This is a genomic window from Exiguobacterium mexicanum (assembly GCF_005960665.1).
GTDB lineage: Bacteria > Bacillota > Bacilli > Exiguobacteriales > Exiguobacteriaceae > Exiguobacterium > Exiguobacterium mexicanum_A.
In genome coordinates, this window is sequence record NZ_CP040676.1 from 27,503 (window position 1) to 44,771 (window position 17,269).

Sequence of the window (17,269 nt, forward strand, 5' to 3'; positions counted from 1 at the left end):
GCCAAAAACTAGAACGACCAGACTATCAAGAAGTCGACGTGCTCGAGGAAGGAATCGACTTCCTTTACGGGCGCAACCCGGTGATGGAAGCGCTCCGGAGCGGTCGCGATATGAACAAGGTCTTTATTATGGAAGGGCAACAGAAGGGGCCGCTCGCTCAAATCATCGGCATGGCCAACGAGGCATCGGTTCAAGTCTCGTTCGTCCCGAAAACGAAACTCGAGAAAATGGCCGGTAGCGAACATCACCAAGGTGTTGTCGCCGCGGTCGCCGCCTACGAATATAAGTCGATCGAAGATATGTTCGCCCTTGCCGAGTCAAAAGGAGAAACGCCGTTGTTCATTCTGCTCGATGAACTCGAAGACCCGCATAACCTGGGTTCGATTTTACGGACAGCGGATGCGGTCGGGGCGCACGGGATTATCATTCCGAAGCGCCGCTCGGTCGGTTTGACGCAGACGGTGGCGAAAGCTTCGACAGGCGCAATCGAGTACATTCCGGTCGCACGCGTCACAAACTTGACGCGGACGCTTGAAGAACTGAAAGAGAAAGGACTATGGGTTGTCGGGACAGACGCGAGCGAGAGCCAAGATTATCGTCGCCTCGATGGGAACATGCCGCTCGTCGTTGTCATCGGTAGTGAAGGTAAAGGGATGAGCCGCCTCGTACGCGAATCGTGTGACTTCCTCGTCCACATGCCGATGGTCGGTCACGTCACATCGCTGAACGCCTCGGTCGCGGCCGCGCTTCTCTTGTATGAAGTGCATCGCTCACGTAACCCATTGTCATGAGCATCAAGAAACGGGAATTGCTCCTCGTGGATGGATATAACATTATTGGCGCATGGCCGCACCTTCGAAAGTTGCGAGACATCGATTTTGAGAAAGCACGAAACGATTTGATTGAAGCGATGGCCGAGTACCAAGCGGTCACGGGTCGCGAAGTGACAATCGTCTTCGATGCCCATATGCGATACGGGCGGGAATCGAAAGCGAATCAGAGTCGTGTCGCGGTCGTCTATACGAAAGAAAACGAAACGGCGGATGAATGGATTGAACGCCGTGCGCACGCCCTTGTCGATGATCGGCTCGTGACGTTGTTTGTCGCGACGAACGACTTCACCGAACAGTGGGTTATCTTCGGACAAGGAGCGCTCCGGGTTCCTGCCAATGAGTTACTGAAGGATTGGAAGCACGCCCAGGTGTTGATTGAAAAAGAACGGTCGGCACTCGAGCAGGATCGGTCGAATCGAAAAACGATTGACCTTTCACCAGACATAAGAGCCCGATTGGAAGAAATACGCCGTCGTAAATGAGGCGGTGAAGGATATCACAGACGAGTTCATCAAATGGACTCGTCTTTTGTTTTTAATTTGACATTTATTTGGAAAGAAATGTTGTATACTAATAGATGTATGAGTTACACGATGTGTAATTGACGGAATTTTTAGAATTTTATTTGACGGTCGTTTTAACCGACGCCTATAATGAGAGCACAAACTTACATAAGTTCATCAATCGCCGGGGGGTATGAAACATGAACGGATGGCCATACGAGCAATTCGAAAGCATGTCCGACGAAGAGCTGGTCTTTCTTGCGCGTAATGAGGGGGATAGCGACGCTCTTGAGTTTTTGATTGAACGTTACCGATATTTCGTCCGGGCGAAGGCAAGGTCTTACTTTTTGATCGGTGCCGATCACGAGGACATCGTGCAAGAAGGCATGATCGGTCTGTATAAAGGTGTCCGGGATTACCGCGATGAGCGGCTCGCCTCGTTTAAAAGTTTTGCCGAGATGTGCATCACCCGTCAAATGATCACTGCTATCAAAACGGCGACCCGTCAAAAGCATATCCCGCTCAATTCTTACGTCTCGCTCGACAAGCCAATCTTTGACGACGAGTCGGATCGGACACTGCTCGATGTGATCTTGCCGCCGCATCCGACGGACCCGCAGGATTTGCTCGTGACGCGAGAAGAACAACTATTCATGGAAGAAAAGATGGAAGAGCTCCTGAGTGACTTGGAACGAAAAGTGTTGCGTCTTTATTTGGATGGCCGTTCGTACCAAGAAATCTCGGACGACCTCGACCGCCATGTGAAATCGATTGATAATGCGTTACAGCGCGTGAAGAAAAAGTTTGAGCGGCATGTCGACGTCAAAACGATGACGAGCTAACCGATATTGACCGCACGCCTCCTATGTGATACTTTTAAGGCAGCGCCTTGTCCGTAGACGCCATTTACAGGAGGCGTTTTTTTTTCGCTCTTTTTTATAGGAGAGCTGTCGAAAGGGGCGCTCATGAATGGCAAAGAAAGTAAGTCTCGCGTGTTCGGATTGCGGGTCGAGCGGTTATTCGACTATGAAACAAGACGACGTGACGACACGGCTCGAGCTGAAAAAGTTCTGTCGGCGTTGCAATGCGCATACGACACACCGAGAATCGAAGTAATGTAGATTGGCATTCAACGTAGGAGGAAGCTACCATGAACTTTTTGCGCGATGTATGGAAAGAGTTAAAGAAAACGAGTTGGCCGACTCGTAAAGAGCTCACAAAATATACCATCACGGTCATCGCGACGGTCGTCGTGATCGGCCTGTTCGTGTTCGGCGTAGATACTGGTGTCAGCTATTTCGTCAACCTATTAATCAACTAAGGAAAGAGGTGAAAGCCGTGGAGAAACAATGGTTTGTTGTCCAGACGTATTCTGGATTTGAAAACAACGTCAAAGAAAACCTAGAACGTCGGATCGGTTCGATGAACATGGAAGATAAAATTTTCCGCGTCCTCGTTCCGACTGAAACAACGCAAGAAGAAGTCACGCTCAAGAGTGGCGAGAAGAAGATTAAAGAAAAAGAAGTGAAGAGCTTCCCAGGTTACGTCTTCGTCGAGATGGTCATGACTGACGACTCGTGGTACGTCGTGCGGAACACGCCGAACGTCACCGGCTTCCTCGGTTCAACGGGCGGCGGCGCCAAGCCGATCCCGCTTCAACCGGACGAAGTGACGAACGTCTTGTCACAGATGGGTCTCATCGAGAAGAAAGATCGTTACAACTACGAACTCGGCGACCTCGTCCGTGTCAAAGAAGGCGCATTTGAGAACTTCGAAGGAACGATTGATGAAATCGAAGCCGATAAAGAGAAGCTCAAAGTTGTCGTTGACATGTTCGGCCGTGAAACAAAAATTGAGCTTGATTTCGAACATGTTCAGAAAATTAACTAATACCCGCTTGCCATTCTCGCAAACGGATGGTACAATCGGAAATGTTTGATGTTGTGCTATATTTCGGTACAAACTCGACCTAATAGATTGAGTGGGAGGGCGCACAACGTCCAAGAAACCACATTTTAGACTTAAGGAGGTGTGTCTCGTGGCGAAAAAAGTTACTAAACTCGTTAAACTTCAAATCCCAGCTGGTAAAGCTAACCCAGCACCACCAGTAGGTCCAGCACTTGGTCAAGCAGGTGTTAACATCATGGGATTCTGTAAAGAGTTCAACGCTCGTACACAAGACCAAGCCGGATTGATTATTCCTGTAGTCATTACGGTATACGAAGATCGTTCGTTTACATTCATTACGAAAACTCCACCAGCTGCAGTTCTTTTGAAGAAAGCTGCTGGTATCGAGAGCGGTTCTGGTGAACCAAACCGTAAGAAGGTAGCAACGGTTAAGCGTGATAAAGTTCGCGAAATCGCTGAACTTAAAATGCCTGACCTTAACGCGTCGTCTGTTGAAACAGCGATGCTTATGGTTGAAGGTACTGCGCGTAGTATGGGTATTGTAATCGAAGACTAATTTATTAGTCTCTGGGATTGTCGGTGAATATTATGCTCACCTTCAATCCCTTCATTATGTGGGAGGAAATTCCGCTAACCACAAGGAGGAAAAGAATCATGGGTAAAAAACACCAAGAAGCAGCTAAGCTTGTTGACCGCATGAAGTCATACGAACTCGCTGAGGCCGTTGAACTCGTTCAGAAAACAGCTACTGCTAAATTCGATGAAACAATCGAAGTTGCTGTCCGTCTCGGCGTAGATCCGAAGAAAGCGGACCAACAAATCCGCGGTGCCGTCGTACTTCCACACGGTACTGGTAAAACACAAAAAGTTCTCGTCTTCGCAAAAGGCGAAAAAGTTAAAGAAGCTGAAGCGGCTGGCGCTGACTACGTCGGTGACTCTGAGTTCATCACTAAAATCCAACAAGGATGGTTCGACTTCGATGTAATCGTTGCGACACCTGACATGATGGGTGAAGTTGGTAAACTTGGTCGCGTTCTCGGACCAAAAGGCCTCATGCCTAACCCGAAAACAGGCACAGTCACGTTCGACGTTGCGAAAGCAATCGCGGACATCAAAGCTGGTAAAGTAGAATACCGCGTTGATAAAGCCGGTAACATCCACGTACCAGTTGGTAAGAAGTCATTTGAAGCAACAAAACTCTCTGAGAACATCGAGACAATCATCGAGACACTCATGAAAGTGAAGCCTGCTACTGCAAAAGGAACTTACCTTAAAAACATCGCGCTTTCTTCGACAATGGGTCCTGGAATCCGTGTCGCGACTGCCGACTTCATCAAGTAATCTACTTGAAATAAACTGTTGACAACGTGTGATACCGCTGTTAAAGTAATACACGTTCAACCGAATATGTTGGATTACCGTAGACAGAAGGTGGACATCGGTCCGTAAACCCTTCCGAGGTGTCTTTGCTCGAACTTGAGCCTGTTGTCACAGGTTTACTTTCAAACAATTACGCCCTCGTATGTCTTCATACGAGGGATTTCTTTTTGGAGAGCAGCCTCTCGTCCGGTATAAGAATTGACTAGGAGGTGCAAACACATGGCAAGCGAAAAAATCGTATCTCAAAAATCGGCACTCGTCGATGAGATCGCTGAAAAAATGCAAGCGAGCGTCGGAACAATCGTTGTTGACTACCGTGGACTTACAGTTGAAGAAGTGACTACACTCCGTAAATCACTCCGTGACGCTGGAATCGAGTTCAAAGTATACAAAAACGGTCTTCTTCGCCGCGCGGCAGTTCAGTCGAACTTCGAAGGTCTTGACGAAGTCTTCACAGGTCCTACAGCAATCGCCTTCTCTAACGAAGACGTTGTTGCCCCTGCGAAGATCTTGAACGACTTCTCGAAAGAGCACAAAGCGCTCGAATTGAAAGGCGGAATCATCGAAGGCAAAGTAAGTTCACTCGAAGAAGTTAAAGCCCTTGCAGAACTTCCATCACGCGATGGTCTTCTCTCGATGCTTCTCAGCGTCCTTCAAGCTCCAATCCGTGGGCTCGCAGTCGCAACAAACGCAATCGCAGAACAAAAAGAAGAGCAAACTGCTTAATTTTTGTCTCGTAGCGTAACCAAAACCAATCTTTACAACATCAAAGGAGGAAAACCATAATGGCTTTCAACAAAGAGCAATTCATCGAAGACCTCAAATCAATGACGGTTCTCGAACTTAACGAACTCGTAAAAACAATCGAAGAAGAATTCGGCGTATCAGCAGCAGCTCCAGTAGCAGTTGCAGGTGCAGGCGCAGCAGCAGCTGAAGAGCAAACTGAATTCGACGTAATCCTCACAAACGCTGGCGCTGGTAAAATCAACGTCATCAAAGCAGTTCGTGAACTTACAGGCCTCGGTCTTAAAGAAGCGAAAGCACTCGTTGACGGAACTCCGGCTCCAGTCAAAGAAGGCGTTTCTAAAGAAGACGCAGACGCAGTCAAAGCTAAGCTTGAAGAAGCTGGCGCAACTGTCGAAGTTAAGTAATCCAACTTTTACTTCACAACCTATAGAAGCTCGCTATGGCGAGCTTCTTTTATTTCCTTGAAGAGTGGGTTAGGAGGTTCAATGCATGGGAGATCATTACTATACGAACGACCCTAGTTCGAAAAGTGCCCCTGAGACATGGACGTACGAGTTGCGAGGGAAGACATATCGCTTCACCTCGGACCGCGGCGTGTTCTCGAAAGGATCGGTCGATTTTGGGTCACGTCTCTTAATCGAATCATTTGAAGTGCCTGACGTCGAAGGGCGCATTTTAGATGTGGGCTGTGGCTACGGTCCGATGGGGATCTCGCTTGCCGACGCCTCTGGGCGTGAAGCACTCCTCGTCGACGTGAACGAGCGAGCGCTTGCCTTGTCAGAGCAAAACGCCGCCCAGAACGGAGTGACGATCGAGACGCGGCTCAGCCACGCTTACGACGCGGTCGGTGACGAACAGTTCGCCGCAATCGTGACCAATCCGCCAATTCGGGCCGGAAAGCAAGTGGTCCACACGATTCTGCGAGGCGCGCATGCGCATCTCGTCGTAGGTGGAGCACTCTATGTCGTCATCCAAAAGAAACAAGGAGCGCCTTCTGCCAAGAAGTTGCTTGAAGATGTGTTTGGTCAAGTCGAGACGGTTGTGAAAGAAAAAGGCTATTTCATTTTCCGAGCAATTCGCTCTTGACAAACGGTGAAGTCTTGTTGACTCGCTATAACGTATATGCTAACATTATAAAATGCCATTGGAATGGAATTCGCCTTGAACTGCCGCGTTTGCCGCTTTTTAGACGCGGAAAAGAGACGACATTCAATGACAATGTTCGATTATTACGCCCGAAAAATTCGATAGAGAATTGGGGGTCTGAGAGGTGAATCAGTTGACTGGTCAACTTGTTCAGTACGGTCGTCACCGTCAGAGAAGAAGCTTTGCCCGTATCAGTGAGGTATTAGAGCTTCCGAATTTGATTGAAATTCAAACTGCTTCTTACGAGTGGTTCTTACGTGAAGGATTGAAAGAGATGTTTACGGACATTTCGCCAATCTCCGACTTCACTGGAAACCTTGTGCTCGAGTTCATCGATTATTCGCTCAGTGAGCCGAAGTATTCGATTGATGAATCGAAGGAGCGAGACGTTACTTACTCTGCGCCATTGCGCGTAAAAGTACGTCTACAAAACAAAGAAACAGGTGAGCTCAAAGAACAAGAAGTGTTCATGGGAGATTTCCCACTCATGACAGAATCGGGAACATTTATCATTAACGGTGCAGAACGCGTTATCGTTTCCCAGCTTGTTCGTTCGCCGAGCGTTTATTACAACGCCAAACTCGATAAAAACGGTAAGCGTGGTTTCGGTGCGACAGTCATTCCGAACCGCGGTGCATGGCTCGAACTTGAGACAGATGCCAAAGATATCGTTTACGTTCGTATCGACCGTACCCGTAAGATCCCGGTAACAGTGTTGTTGCGTGCCCTCGGATTCGGTACGGACCAAGAGATTATCGACCTTCTCGGGGATGATGAATATCTTCGCAATACCCTTGAAAAAGATAATACAGAATCAACAGAAAAAGCGTTGATCGAAATTTACGAACGTCTCCGCCCTGGTGAACCACCAACGGTTGAGAACGCGAAGTCACTTCTCGTATCTCGTTTCTTCGACCCAAAACGTTACGACCTTGCAAACGTCGGTCGCTACAAGATGAACAAAAAACTTCATCTTAAAAACCGTCTCTTCGGTCAAAAATTGGCCGAGACGCTCGTTGACCCAGAAACAGGCGAAGTCATCGCTGAAGCTGGAACAATCCTCGATCGTCGCAACCTTGACCGCGTTCTTCCACATTTGGAAAACGGCCTCGGTTATATGGATGCTGAGCCGACAGGCGGCGTCGCTGAAGGTGAACCGTTCGGTCTTCAATCGATCAAAGTTATCTCACCAGATGACCCAGATGGAGAGCGTATCTTGAACATTATCGGTAACGGCAATATCGACCGCAGCGTGAAACACATCACGCCGGCTGATATCATCGCATCGATCAACTACTTCTTTAACTTGCTACACGAAGTCGGAACAACAGATGACATCGACCACCTAGGAAACCGTCGTCTTCGTTCAGTCGGAGAACTTCTCCAAAACCAATTCCGGATCGGGCTTTCTCGTATGGAACGTGTTGTTAAAGAGCGGATGTCGATTCAAGATCAAAATGCGATCACACCACAGGCACTCATCAACATTCGCCCGGTAATCGCGTCGCTAAAAGAGTTCTTTGGTAGCTCGCAGTTGTCACAGTTCATGGACCAAACAAACCCGCTCGCAGAGCTCACGCACAAGCGTCGTCTCTCTGCACTTGGACCGGGTGGTTTGACACGTGAGCGTGCCGGTTTCGAAGTTCGAGATGTTCACTATTCGCACTACGGTCGGATGTGTCCAATCGAAACACCAGAAGGACCGAACATCGGTCTCATCAACTCGCTTTCGTCTTATGCGAAAGTAAACGAGTACGGCTTCATCGAAGCACCGTACCGTCGAGTCGACCCAGAAACAGGTCTCGTCACGAGCGAGATTCAATATATGACGGCGGATGAAGAAGATCTCTACGTCGTCGCCCAGGCGAACATGCCACTCACAGAAGAAGGCGGTTTCGCCAACGAACAAGTCCTTTGCCGTTTCCGCGGACAAAACTTGTCAGTTGAACCAAACCGAGTCGATTACATGGACGTTTCGCCGAAACAGGTTGTTTCTGCCGCGACGGCATGTATCCCGTTCCTCGAGAACGATGACTCGAACCGTGCCCTCATGGGAGCGAACATGCAACGTCAAGCTGTACCGCTTCTCCAACCTGATTCACCGATTATCGGTACTGGGATGGAGTACGTGTCAGCGAAAGACTCTGGAGCCGCGATTATCGCGAAATTCCCAGGTGTCGTCGAGCGTGTCACAGCGCGCGAAATCTTGGTCCGCCGCACGTCTGACGTGAATGGTTCTGAGGTGTCGGGTGATCTTGACCGCTACAAACTTCAAAAGTATGTCCGTTCGAACCAAGGGACATGCTACAACCAGAAGCCGATCATCGCTGCTGGCGACCGTGTCGAAAAAGGAGAAATCCTTGCTGACGGTCCATCGATGGATATGGGTGAGCTCGCGCTCGGCCGTAACGTCGTTGTCGCCTTCATGACATGGGACGGTTACAACTATGAGGATGCGATCATCATGAGTGAGCGTCTCGTGAAAGATGACGTGTACACATCGATTCATATCGAAGAGTACGAGTCAGAATCACGCGACACGAAACTCGGACCTGAGGAAATCACACGTGATATTCCAAACGTCGGCGATGACGCGCTTCGCAACTTGGACGATCGTGGAATCATCCGCATCGGTGCAGAAGTCAAGGATGGCGATATCCTCGTCGGTAAAGTAACGCCTAAAGGCGTGACTGAATTGACGGCGGAAGAGCGTCTCTTGCACGCGATCTTCGGTGAGAAAGCACGTGAAGTCCGTGATACGTCACTCCGTGTACCAAACGGCGGCGACGGCATCATCTTGGACGTCAAAGTGTTCGATCGTGAAAACGGTGACGAACTCTCACCAGGCGTGAACCAAATGGTTCGTGTCTACATCGTTCAAAAACGTAAGATTCACGAAGGGGATAAGATGGCGGGACGTCACGGTAACAAAGGTGTTATCTCGCGGATCCTCCCTGAAGAAGACATGCCATACATGCCGGACGGCACACCGATTGACATCATGCTTAACCCACTAGGTGTACCATCACGGATGAACATCGGTCAGGTACTCGAACTCCACCTTGGAATGGCGGCTAAAAAGCTCGGCATCAAAGTGGCGACACCTGTATTCGATGGTGCGCGTGAGGAAGACGTATGGGCAACGATTGAAGAAGCTGGAATGGACAAAGATGCCAAGACTCGTCTCTATGACGGTCGTACTGGTGAAGCGTTCGATAACCGCGTCTCGGTCGGTGTCATGTATATGATCAAACTCGCGCACATGGTTGATGATAAACTTCACGCTCGTTCGACAGGACCATACTCGCTCGTCACACAACAACCGCTCGGTGGTAAAGCACAGTTCGGTGGACAGCGTTTCGGTGAGATGGAAGTATGGGCACTTGAAGCGTACGGCGCAGCCTACACGCTCCAAGAGATCCTTACAATCAAGTCGGATGACACGGTTGGCCGTGTGAAAGCATACGAGGCCATCGTGAAAGGTGAGAGCGTTCCGAAAGCGGGCGTTCCTGAGTCGTTCCGCGTCTTGATCAAAGAGCTCCAAGCGCTCGGTATGGAAGTCAAGATGATGTCTGCGGACGATGAAGAAGTTGAAATGAAAGATGAAGATGACGACAACATCCCGAACGCAACATCGGCGTTAGAACAAGTCGTTCAACCGACTGTTACGGAAGAGGAATAAGGCGAAAAGGGAGGTCGGCCCCTTGGTAGATGTTAATCGATTTGAATATATGAAAATCGGCTTGGCTTCACCTGAGAAGATCCGTTCGTGGTCTTACGGGGAAGTCAAAAAGCCGGAAACGATCAACTATCGTACACTCAAACCAGAGAAGGACGGATTGTTCTGTGAACGAATCTTCGGTCCTACGAAAGACTGGGAATGTTACTGCGGAAAGTACAAACGGATCCGTTATAAAGGAGTCATTTGTGACCGCTGTGGCGTTGAAGTGACGAAAGCGAAAGTGCGTCGCGAGCGTATGGGCCATATCGAGCTCGCGGCACCAGTTTCGCACATCTGGTACTTCAAAGGGATTCCAAGCCGAATGGGGCTTGTTCTCGACATGTCACCACGTGCACTCGAAGAAGTGATCTACTTCGCGTCGTACGTCGTGACGGAGCCAGGTGACACTCCGCTCGAGAAGAAACAACTTCTCTCGGAAAAAGAATATCGTCTCTACCGTGAAAAATACGGTAGTGACTTCAAAGCAGACATGGGTGCGGAAGCGATCCGGACACTCCTTCAAGACGTACAACTCGAGAAGGAAGTCGGAGAACTCCGCGAAGAATTGAAGACAGTTCAAGGTCAGCGTCGTACACGTGCGATTAAACGCCTTGAAGTGCTCGATGCATTCTTCACATCAGGCAATGATCCAGATTGGATGATCCTCGAAGTACTTCCTGTCATTCCGCCTGAGCTTCGCCCGATGGTGCAGCTCGACGGTGGACGCTTTGCGACATCTGACTTGAACGATTTGTATCGTCGAGTCATCAACCGGAACAACCGTCTTAAACGTTTGCTCGATCTCGGCGCGCCGAACATCATCGTGCAAAACGAGAAGCGTATGCTTCAAGAAGCGGTTGACGCCCTCATCGACAACGGTCGTCGTGGTCGTCCGGTAACAGGTCCAGGTAACCGTCCATTGAAATCACTTTCACACATGTTGAAAGGGAAACAAGGTCGTTTCCGTCAAAACCTTCTTGGTAAACGGGTCGACTATTCAGGACGTTCGGTTATCGTCGTTGGTCCAAACTTGAAGATGTACCAATGTGGTCTCCCGAAAGAGATGGCCCTTGAACTCTTCAAACCGTTCGTGATGAAAGAACTTGTCGGTCGCGGCATCGCGTCGAACATCAAGAACGCCAAACGTAAGATTGAGAAGATGCAACCAGAAATCTGGGGCGTCCTCGAAGAAGTCATTCGTGAGCATCCGGTTCTCTTGAACCGTGCCCCAACGCTTCACCGCCTAGGGATTCAAGCTTTCGAACCGATTCTCGTCGAAGGTCGCGCGATTCGCCTTCACCCGCTCGTATGTACGGCTTATAACGCCGACTTCGATGGTGACCAAATGGCGGTTCACGTCCCACTTTCTGCTGAAGCACAAGCGGAAGCTCGTCTTCTCATGCTCGCAGCGCAAAACATCTTGAACCCGAAAGACGGAAAACCAGTTGTTACACCATCGCAGGATATGGTCCTCGGTAACTACTACATCTCGCTTGAACGCGACGATGCCGTCGGACAAGGGAAAATTTTGTCGAACGTGAACGAAGCGCTCATCGCGTATCAAAATGGCTATGTCCACTTGCATACACGTGTCGCTCTTCCAGCACGCACGCTCAACAACCCGACGTTCACAGATGAGCAAAACGAGAAATTGTTGATCACAACGGTCGGTAAGATGATCTTTAACGAGATCTTGCCGAACACGTTCCCATACTTGAACGAGCCGACGATGGAAAACTTGCAGGAAGCAACGCCTGACAAGTACTTCATCGACAAAGGTGCCAACGTGGCGGAAGAAATCGCCTCACGTCCTTTGGTTGAGCCGTTCAAAAAAGGATTCCTTGGAAAAGTCATCGCGGAAGTGTTCCAGAAGTTCGAAACGACTGAAACAAGCCGCATGCTTGACCGGATGAAAGATCTCGGCTTTAAACACTCGACGAAAGCCGGTGTGACGGTCGGAATCGCTGATATCATCGTTCTTCCGGACAAACAAGAGATCCTTGATGAAGCGCAAACTCAAGTCGATCAAATCATGAAGTCATTCCGTCGCGGTCTCATCACTGAAGATGAGCGTTACGAGCGCGTTGTACGCTCTTGGAACGAAGCGAAGGATGAGATTCAATCACGATTGATGAAATCCCTCAATCGCTTGAACCCAATTTTCATGATGTCTGACTCAGGTGCCCGTGGTAACGCGTCCAACTTCACGCAGCTCGCAGGGATGCGTGGTTTGATGGCCGCTCCATCTGGCCGCATCATCGAACTTCCGATCAAATCTTCATTCCGTGAAGGTCTGACGGTACAAGAGTACTTCATCTCGACGCACGGTGCGCGTAAAGGTCTTGCCGATACAGCCCTTAAGACGGCTGACTCAGGTTACTTGACGCGTCGTCTTGTAGACGTAGCTCAAGATGTCATCATCCGTGAAGAAGATTGTGGAACGGACCGCGGAATCCGCGTCGCCGCTCTCCGCGAAGGCACGGAAGAAATCGAAAACTTGTATGACCGCCTCGTCGGCCGTACAGCGTTCGAGACAGTGGCACATCCGGAAACGGGTGAAGTCATGGTCGAGAAGAACCAATTGATTACCGAAGATCTCGCTCGCGACATCGTCGACGCTGGAATCGAACGAGTTGAAATCCGTACAGCCTTTACATGTAACACGTCACATGGCGTATGTAAGAAATGTTACGGCCGCAACTTGGCGACTGGCTCAAATGTTGAAGTCGGCGAAGCTGTCGGAATCATCGCCGCGCAATCAATCGGTGAGCCAGGAACGCAGCTTACAATGCGTACCTTCCACACAGGTGGGGTAGCCGGGGATGATATCACACAAGGTCTTCCGCGTATCCAAGAGGTATTCGAGGCTCGTAACCCGAAAGGGCAAGCAGTCATCTCGGAAATCCCTGGTACGGTTATCGACTTTACAGAATCGCGTGACAAGCGTGAACTTACGGTCGAAGGACTCAGTGAAACACGCACGTACACGATTCCGTTCGGAGCACGTCTCCGTGTCCAAATCGGAGATACGGTAGAGGCCGGAGAAGTCTTCACAGAAGGGTCGATCGATCCGAAAGAATTGCTCGCCGTCCGTGGGGTCTCTGGTGTTCAAAACTATCTTCTCCAAGAAGTACAAAAAGTTTACCGCATGCAAGGGGTAGAAATCGGAGATAAGCACGTCGAAGTTATGGTTCGCCAAATGCTTCGCCGCGTTAAAGTCATCGAATCTGGTGACACACCGCTTCTCCCTGGTTCGCTCGTCGACATCAGCGTCTTCAAAGAAGCATGTAAAGATGCTCTCCGCGATGGCAAGAGCCCGGCAACAGCGAAACCGGTCCTTCTCGGAATCACGAAAGCATCGCTTGAGACAGATTCGTTCCTCTCAGCCGCTTCGTTCCAAGAAACGACTCGTGTATTGACGGATGCTGCCATTAAAGGTAAGCGCGACTATCTCCTCGGACTCAAAGAGAACGTCATCATCGGGAAACTCGTTCCAGCTGGTACTGGGATGCCGGTTTACCGCGATGTCGAACTCAAAGAAGAAGAGACGAAAGCCGTTCTCGAAGACACGACGGTAGAATAAAAACGTCTTGACAGCATAGGTTGGCGGTGCTACTATGATTTAGTGCCGCCAATCGGTTGTTGTCGATGACAACGATGTCCAGCAGTCGGCAAGCTACTTGGACGTCACCCAATCTTTCTCCGGAAAGGTTTGGCTGCTATTATTGCCACTTTCAAGGTATAACTCACGTTTTTGCGAGGTCATGGAATGCCTACGCCTCGTAAAAGCGTTTCGTTATGACCTTAAATGAACCACCCGGGTCGGTGGGTCTAGAAAATAGCATAATTCAGGAAGGGAGGATCTTCAAAGATGCCTACTATCAACCAGTTAGTCCGTAAAGGACGTAAATCGAAAGTCGTTAAATCTGACTCTCCAGCACTTAACAAAGGTTACAACAGTTTCATCAAGTCACAAACAAACGTGAGCTCGCCACAGAAACGTGGTGTTTGTACACGTGTTGGTACAATGACTCCGAAGAAACCGAACTCGGCATTACGTAAGTATGCTCGTGTTCGTTTGACTAACCAAATCGAAGTGACTGCGTACATTCCAGGTATTGGCCACAACCTTCAAGAGCACAGCGTTGTTCTTATCCGTGGAGGACGTGTAAAAGACTTACCAGGGGTACGTTACCACATCGTTCGTGGTGCGCTTGACACTGCAGGTGTTGACGGACGTATGCAAGGCCGTTCTAAATACGGTACGAAACGTCCGAAAGCTGCGAAGAAGTAATTCTCGCTAACTAAAAACTACTGAAATTTTGAAAGGAGGGTACTCGGATGCGTAAAAACCGTGCAGAACGTCGTGACGTTATCGCAGATCCGATCTACAACTCGAAATTGGTAACTCGCCTCATTAACCGTGTCATGTTAGACGGTAAAAAAGGTACAGCTCAAACTATCATTTACAACGCATTTGGCCTCATCGCTGAACGCTCAGGCAAAGAGCCTATGGAAGTGTTCGAAGAAGCAATGAACAACATCATGCCTGTACTTGAAGTTAAAGCTCGCCGTGTCGGTGGAGCAAACTACCAAGTTCCTGTTGAAGTTCGTCCAGAGCGCCGTACGACACTTGGTCTTCGTTACCTCGTGAACTACGCTCGTCTCCGCAACGAGAAAACGATGGAGCAACGTATCGCGAACGAAATCATGGATGCAGCCAATAACACTGGTGCTTCAGTTAAGAAACGCGAAGACATGCATAAGATGGCAGAAGCAAACAAAGCGTTTGCTCACTATCGTTGGTAATTTAAACGTAAAGTCCACTCCACGTCACCAAGCGGTGGCTTAATGGAGTGGCTTTCGGGTATAATCATATCGTGTGCCAGCACACGAAAAACACATGCGGAAGGAGAATACCCAGTATGGCAAGAGAATTCTCCCTAAAGAATACTCGTAACATCGGGATCATGGCTCACATTGATGCCGGTAAAACGACAACAACTGAACGTATTCTTTATTACACAGGTCGTATCCACAAAATTGGTGAAACTCATGAAGGAGCTTCACAAATGGACTGGATGGAGCAGGAGCAAGAGCGTGGAATCACGATCACTTCTGCTGCGACAACTGCACAGTGGAATGGCCACCGTGTAAACATCATCGATACACCTGGACACGTAGACTTCACAGTTGAAGTTGAACGTTCACTCCGTGTACTTGATGGCGCAGTTGCAGTACTTGACGCACAGTCAGGTGTTGAACCACAAACAGAAACTGTATGGCGTCAAGCGACGACTTATGGTGTTCCACGTGTCGTATTCGTCAACAAGATGGATAAGATCGGTGCGGACTTCTTGTACTCGGTGAAAACACTTCACGAGCGTCTCCAAGCAAATGCACACCCAATCCAACTTCCAATTGGCGCGGAAGACGAATTCAAAGGAATCGTTGACCTCGTTGAGATGAAGACGTACATGTACTCAAACGACCTCGGTACTGACATCGAAGTAATCGATGGCTTCCCAGCTGACATGGCTGACCAAGCTGAAGAACTTCGTGGTCAATTGATCGAAGCGGTTGCGGACTACAACGAAGAGTTGATGATGAAATACCTCGAAGGCGAAGAGATCTCAATTGAAGAACTCAAAGCTGGTATTCGTAAAGCAACGCTTAGCGTAGAATTCTACCCTGTACTCGTTGGTTCGGCCTTCAAAAACAAAGGTGTTCAATTGATGTTGGACGCTGTTGTTGATTACCTCCCGTCACCAGTTGACGTTGAGTCAATCAAAGGGGTTAACCTCGATACAGAAGAAGAAATCACGCGTGAACCTTCGGACGAAGCGCCATTCTCGGCACTTGCGTTCAAAGTCATGACTGACCCTTACGTCGGTAAATTGACATTCTTCCGTGTGTACTCTGGTACAGCACAAGCTGGTTCGTATGTGAAGAACTCGACTAAAGGTAAGCGCGAGCGCCTCGGTCGTATCCTTCAGATGCACGCGAACAGCCGTGAAGAAATTCCAATGGTATATGCTGGTGACATCGCCGCAGCTGTTGGTCTTAAAGATACTACGACTGGTGATACGCTTTGCTCAGAGAAAGACAACGTCGTTCTCGAGTCAATGACATTCCCAGAACCAGTTATCTCGGTCGCAATCGAGCCTAAATCGAAAGCTGACCAAGACAAGATGGGTCAAGCTCTCGCGAAACTCGCAGAAGAGGATCCAACTTTCCGCACTGAAACAAACCAAGAGACTGGTCAAACGATCATCTCTGGTATGGGTGAGCTTCACCTTGATATCCTCGTTGACCGTATGCGTCGCGAATTCAAAGTAGAAGCTAACGTAGGTGCACCACAAGTTGCTTACCGTGAGACAATCCGTGGCGCTGCGAAGATCGATTCGAAATTCGTACGTCAATCAGGTGGTCGCGGTCAGTACGGTCACGTTGTCGTAGAATTCGAGCCGAACGAAGAAGGCGCTGGATTCGCATTCGAGAACAAAATCGTCGGTGGTGTTGTACCACGTGAATACGTCCCAGCTGTTCAAAGCGGGATTGAAGAAGCTCTCGAAAACGGTATCCTCGCGGGTTACCCAGTAGTTGACGTTAAAGCTGCTCTCGTCTTCGGATCGTACCACGATGTCGACTCGAACGAGATGGCGTTTAAAGTTGCTGCTTCGATGGCGGTTAAACAACTTAAGGAACAAGCGAAAGCTGTCATCCTTGAGCCAATGATGCGTGTTGAAGTTGTCATCCCAGAAGAATACTTGGGAGACATCATGGGTGACGTCACGTCACGCCGTGGACGCGTAGAAGGTATGGAAGCACGCGGTAACGCTCAAGTCGTTAAAGCAATGGTTCCACTTTCAGAAATGTTTGGATATGCGACATCGCTTCGTTCACGTACGCAAGGACGCGGAACGTACTCGATGCACTTCGATCACTACGAAGAAGTACCGAAGTCAATCGCAGAAGAAATCATCAAAAAAGCGAACGGCTAATAACGGTTGTAACGCTTAATTGATTGT

At 49.2% G+C, this 17,269-nt stretch carries 16 protein-coding genes and 1 other annotated feature; all 16 genes read left to right on the forward strand.

Annotated elements, in window-relative coordinates:
* Positions 1 to 38: 38 nt before the first annotated feature.
* The 16 genes from rlmB to fusA all read left to right on the forward strand — a co-directional run bounded on the left by rlmB (position 39) and on the right by fusA (position 17,242).
* Positions 39 to 791, forward strand: a complete 753-nt coding sequence (gene rlmB, locus FED52_RS00490) for a 23S rRNA (guanosine(2251)-2'-O)-methyltransferase RlmB (RefSeq protein ID WP_034781752.1) — start codon at positions 39 to 41, stop codon at positions 789 to 791.
* Positions 788 to 1,315 carry a YacP-like NYN domain-containing protein gene (locus FED52_RS00495; protein WP_034781731.1) on the forward strand — a complete coding sequence of 176 codons (528 nt, stop codon included), beginning with the start codon at positions 788 to 790 and terminating at the stop codon, positions 1,313 to 1,315. Before rlmB ends, FED52_RS00495 begins: the two co-directional genes overlap by 4 nt.
* A 221-nt stretch (positions 1,316 to 1,536) precedes the next feature.
* Complete coding sequence (gene sigH / locus FED52_RS00500) at positions 1,537 to 2,178, forward strand: RNA polymerase sporulation sigma factor SigH (protein ID WP_034781729.1); 642 nt, start codon at positions 1,537 to 1,539, stop codon at positions 2,176 to 2,178.
* Between the two features lie 127 nt (positions 2,179 to 2,305).
* Positions 2,306 to 2,452, forward strand: a complete 147-nt coding sequence (gene rpmG, locus FED52_RS00505) for a 50S ribosomal protein L33 (RefSeq protein ID WP_034781727.1) — start codon at positions 2,306 to 2,308, stop codon at positions 2,450 to 2,452.
* Positions 2,453 to 2,486: 34 nt separating this feature from the next.
* A complete protein-coding gene (secE, locus tag FED52_RS00510) occupies positions 2,487 to 2,657 on the forward strand; it encodes a preprotein translocase subunit SecE (protein WP_138858559.1) in 171 nt (56 codons plus the stop codon).
* 17 nt (positions 2,658 to 2,674) lie between these two features.
* Entirely contained in the window at positions 2,675 to 3,226 is a 552-nt protein-coding gene (gene nusG, locus FED52_RS00515) for a transcription termination/antitermination protein NusG (protein ID WP_138858560.1), read from the forward strand.
* 148 nt (positions 3,227 to 3,374) lie between these two features.
* The gene (gene rplK, locus FED52_RS00520; RefSeq protein WP_021066593.1) at positions 3,375 to 3,800 is read left to right on the forward strand and encodes a 50S ribosomal protein L11; all 426 of its coding nucleotides are present in this window, start codon (positions 3,375 to 3,377) and stop codon (positions 3,798 to 3,800) included.
* 98 nt (positions 3,801 to 3,898) lie between these two features.
* Positions 3,899 to 4,585 carry a 50S ribosomal protein L1 gene (gene rplA, locus FED52_RS00525; RefSeq protein WP_034781720.1) on the forward strand — a complete coding sequence of 229 codons (687 nt, stop codon included), beginning with the start codon at positions 3,899 to 3,901 and terminating at the stop codon, positions 4,583 to 4,585.
* 59 nt (positions 4,586 to 4,644) lie between these two features.
* Positions 4,645 to 4,798: a sequence feature (ribosomal protein L10 leader region), on the forward strand.
* Between the two features lie 45 nt (positions 4,799 to 4,843).
* Positions 4,844 to 5,350 (forward strand): 50S ribosomal protein L10, encoded by a 507-nt coding sequence (gene rplJ, locus FED52_RS00530; protein ID WP_138858561.1) that lies wholly within the window; start codon positions 4,844 to 4,846, stop codon positions 5,348 to 5,350.
* 59 nt (positions 5,351 to 5,409) lie between these two features.
* Positions 5,410 to 5,775, forward strand: coding sequence for a 50S ribosomal protein L7/L12 (gene rplL / locus FED52_RS00535; RefSeq protein WP_024372175.1), 366 nt, complete (start codon positions 5,410 to 5,412; stop codon positions 5,773 to 5,775).
* Between the two features lie 85 nt (positions 5,776 to 5,860).
* Positions 5,861 to 6,457: a class I SAM-dependent methyltransferase gene (locus tag FED52_RS00540; protein WP_034781715.1), complete on the forward strand. Its 597-nt coding sequence runs from the start codon at positions 5,861 to 5,863 to the stop codon at positions 6,455 to 6,457.
* Between the two features lie 193 nt (positions 6,458 to 6,650).
* Positions 6,651 to 10,199: a DNA-directed RNA polymerase subunit beta gene (rpoB, locus tag FED52_RS00545; RefSeq protein WP_034781750.1), complete on the forward strand. Its 3,549-nt coding sequence runs from the start codon at positions 6,651 to 6,653 to the stop codon at positions 10,197 to 10,199.
* Positions 10,200 to 10,221: 22 nt separating this feature from the next.
* Entirely contained in the window at positions 10,222 to 13,821 is a 3,600-nt protein-coding gene (gene rpoC / locus FED52_RS00550) for a DNA-directed RNA polymerase subunit beta' (protein ID WP_138858562.1), read from the forward strand.
* Positions 13,822 to 14,109: 288 nt separating this feature from the next.
* A complete protein-coding gene (gene rpsL, locus FED52_RS00555) occupies positions 14,110 to 14,532 on the forward strand; it encodes a 30S ribosomal protein S12 (protein ID WP_012727683.1) in 423 nt (140 codons plus the stop codon).
* Between the two features lie 47 nt (positions 14,533 to 14,579).
* A complete protein-coding gene (gene rpsG / locus FED52_RS00560) occupies positions 14,580 to 15,047 on the forward strand; it encodes a 30S ribosomal protein S7 (protein WP_021066600.1) in 468 nt (155 codons plus the stop codon).
* A 116-nt stretch (positions 15,048 to 15,163) separates the two neighbouring features.
* Positions 15,164 to 17,242, forward strand: a complete 2,079-nt coding sequence (fusA, locus tag FED52_RS00565) for an elongation factor G (protein WP_114166679.1) — start codon at positions 15,164 to 15,166, stop codon at positions 17,240 to 17,242.
* Positions 17,243 to 17,269 lie beyond the last annotated feature (27 nt).

Bases quoted from the DNA above. Each gene is read 5' to 3' on its own strand.
- FED52_RS00495 (WP_034781731.1), top strand. From the start codon at position 788: ATGAGCATCAAGAAACGGGAATTGCTCCTCGTGGATGGATATAACATT.
- sigH (WP_034781729.1), top strand. From the start codon at position 1,537: ATGAACGGATGGCCATACGAGCAATTCGAAAGCATGTCCGACGAAGAG.
- rpmG (WP_034781727.1), top strand. From the start codon at position 2,306: ATGGCAAAGAAAGTAAGTCTCGCGTGTTCGGATTGCGGGTCGAGCGGT.
- secE (WP_138858559.1), top strand. From the start codon at position 2,487: ATGAACTTTTTGCGCGATGTATGGAAAGAGTTAAAGAAAACGAGTTGG.
- rplA (WP_034781720.1), top strand. From the start codon at position 3,899: ATGGGTAAAAAACACCAAGAAGCAGCTAAGCTTGTTGACCGCATGAAG.
- rplJ (WP_138858561.1), top strand. From the start codon at position 4,844: ATGGCAAGCGAAAAAATCGTATCTCAAAAATCGGCACTCGTCGATGAG.
- rplL (WP_024372175.1), top strand. From the start codon at position 5,410: ATGGCTTTCAACAAAGAGCAATTCATCGAAGACCTCAAATCAATGACG.
- FED52_RS00540 (WP_034781715.1), top strand. From the start codon at position 5,861: ATGGGAGATCATTACTATACGAACGACCCTAGTTCGAAAAGTGCCCCT.
- rpsL (WP_012727683.1), top strand. From the start codon at position 14,110: ATGCCTACTATCAACCAGTTAGTCCGTAAAGGACGTAAATCGAAAGTC.
- rpsG (WP_021066600.1), top strand. From the start codon at position 14,580: ATGCGTAAAAACCGTGCAGAACGTCGTGACGTTATCGCAGATCCGATC.
- fusA (WP_114166679.1), top strand. From the start codon at position 15,164: ATGGCAAGAGAATTCTCCCTAAAGAATACTCGTAACATCGGGATCATG.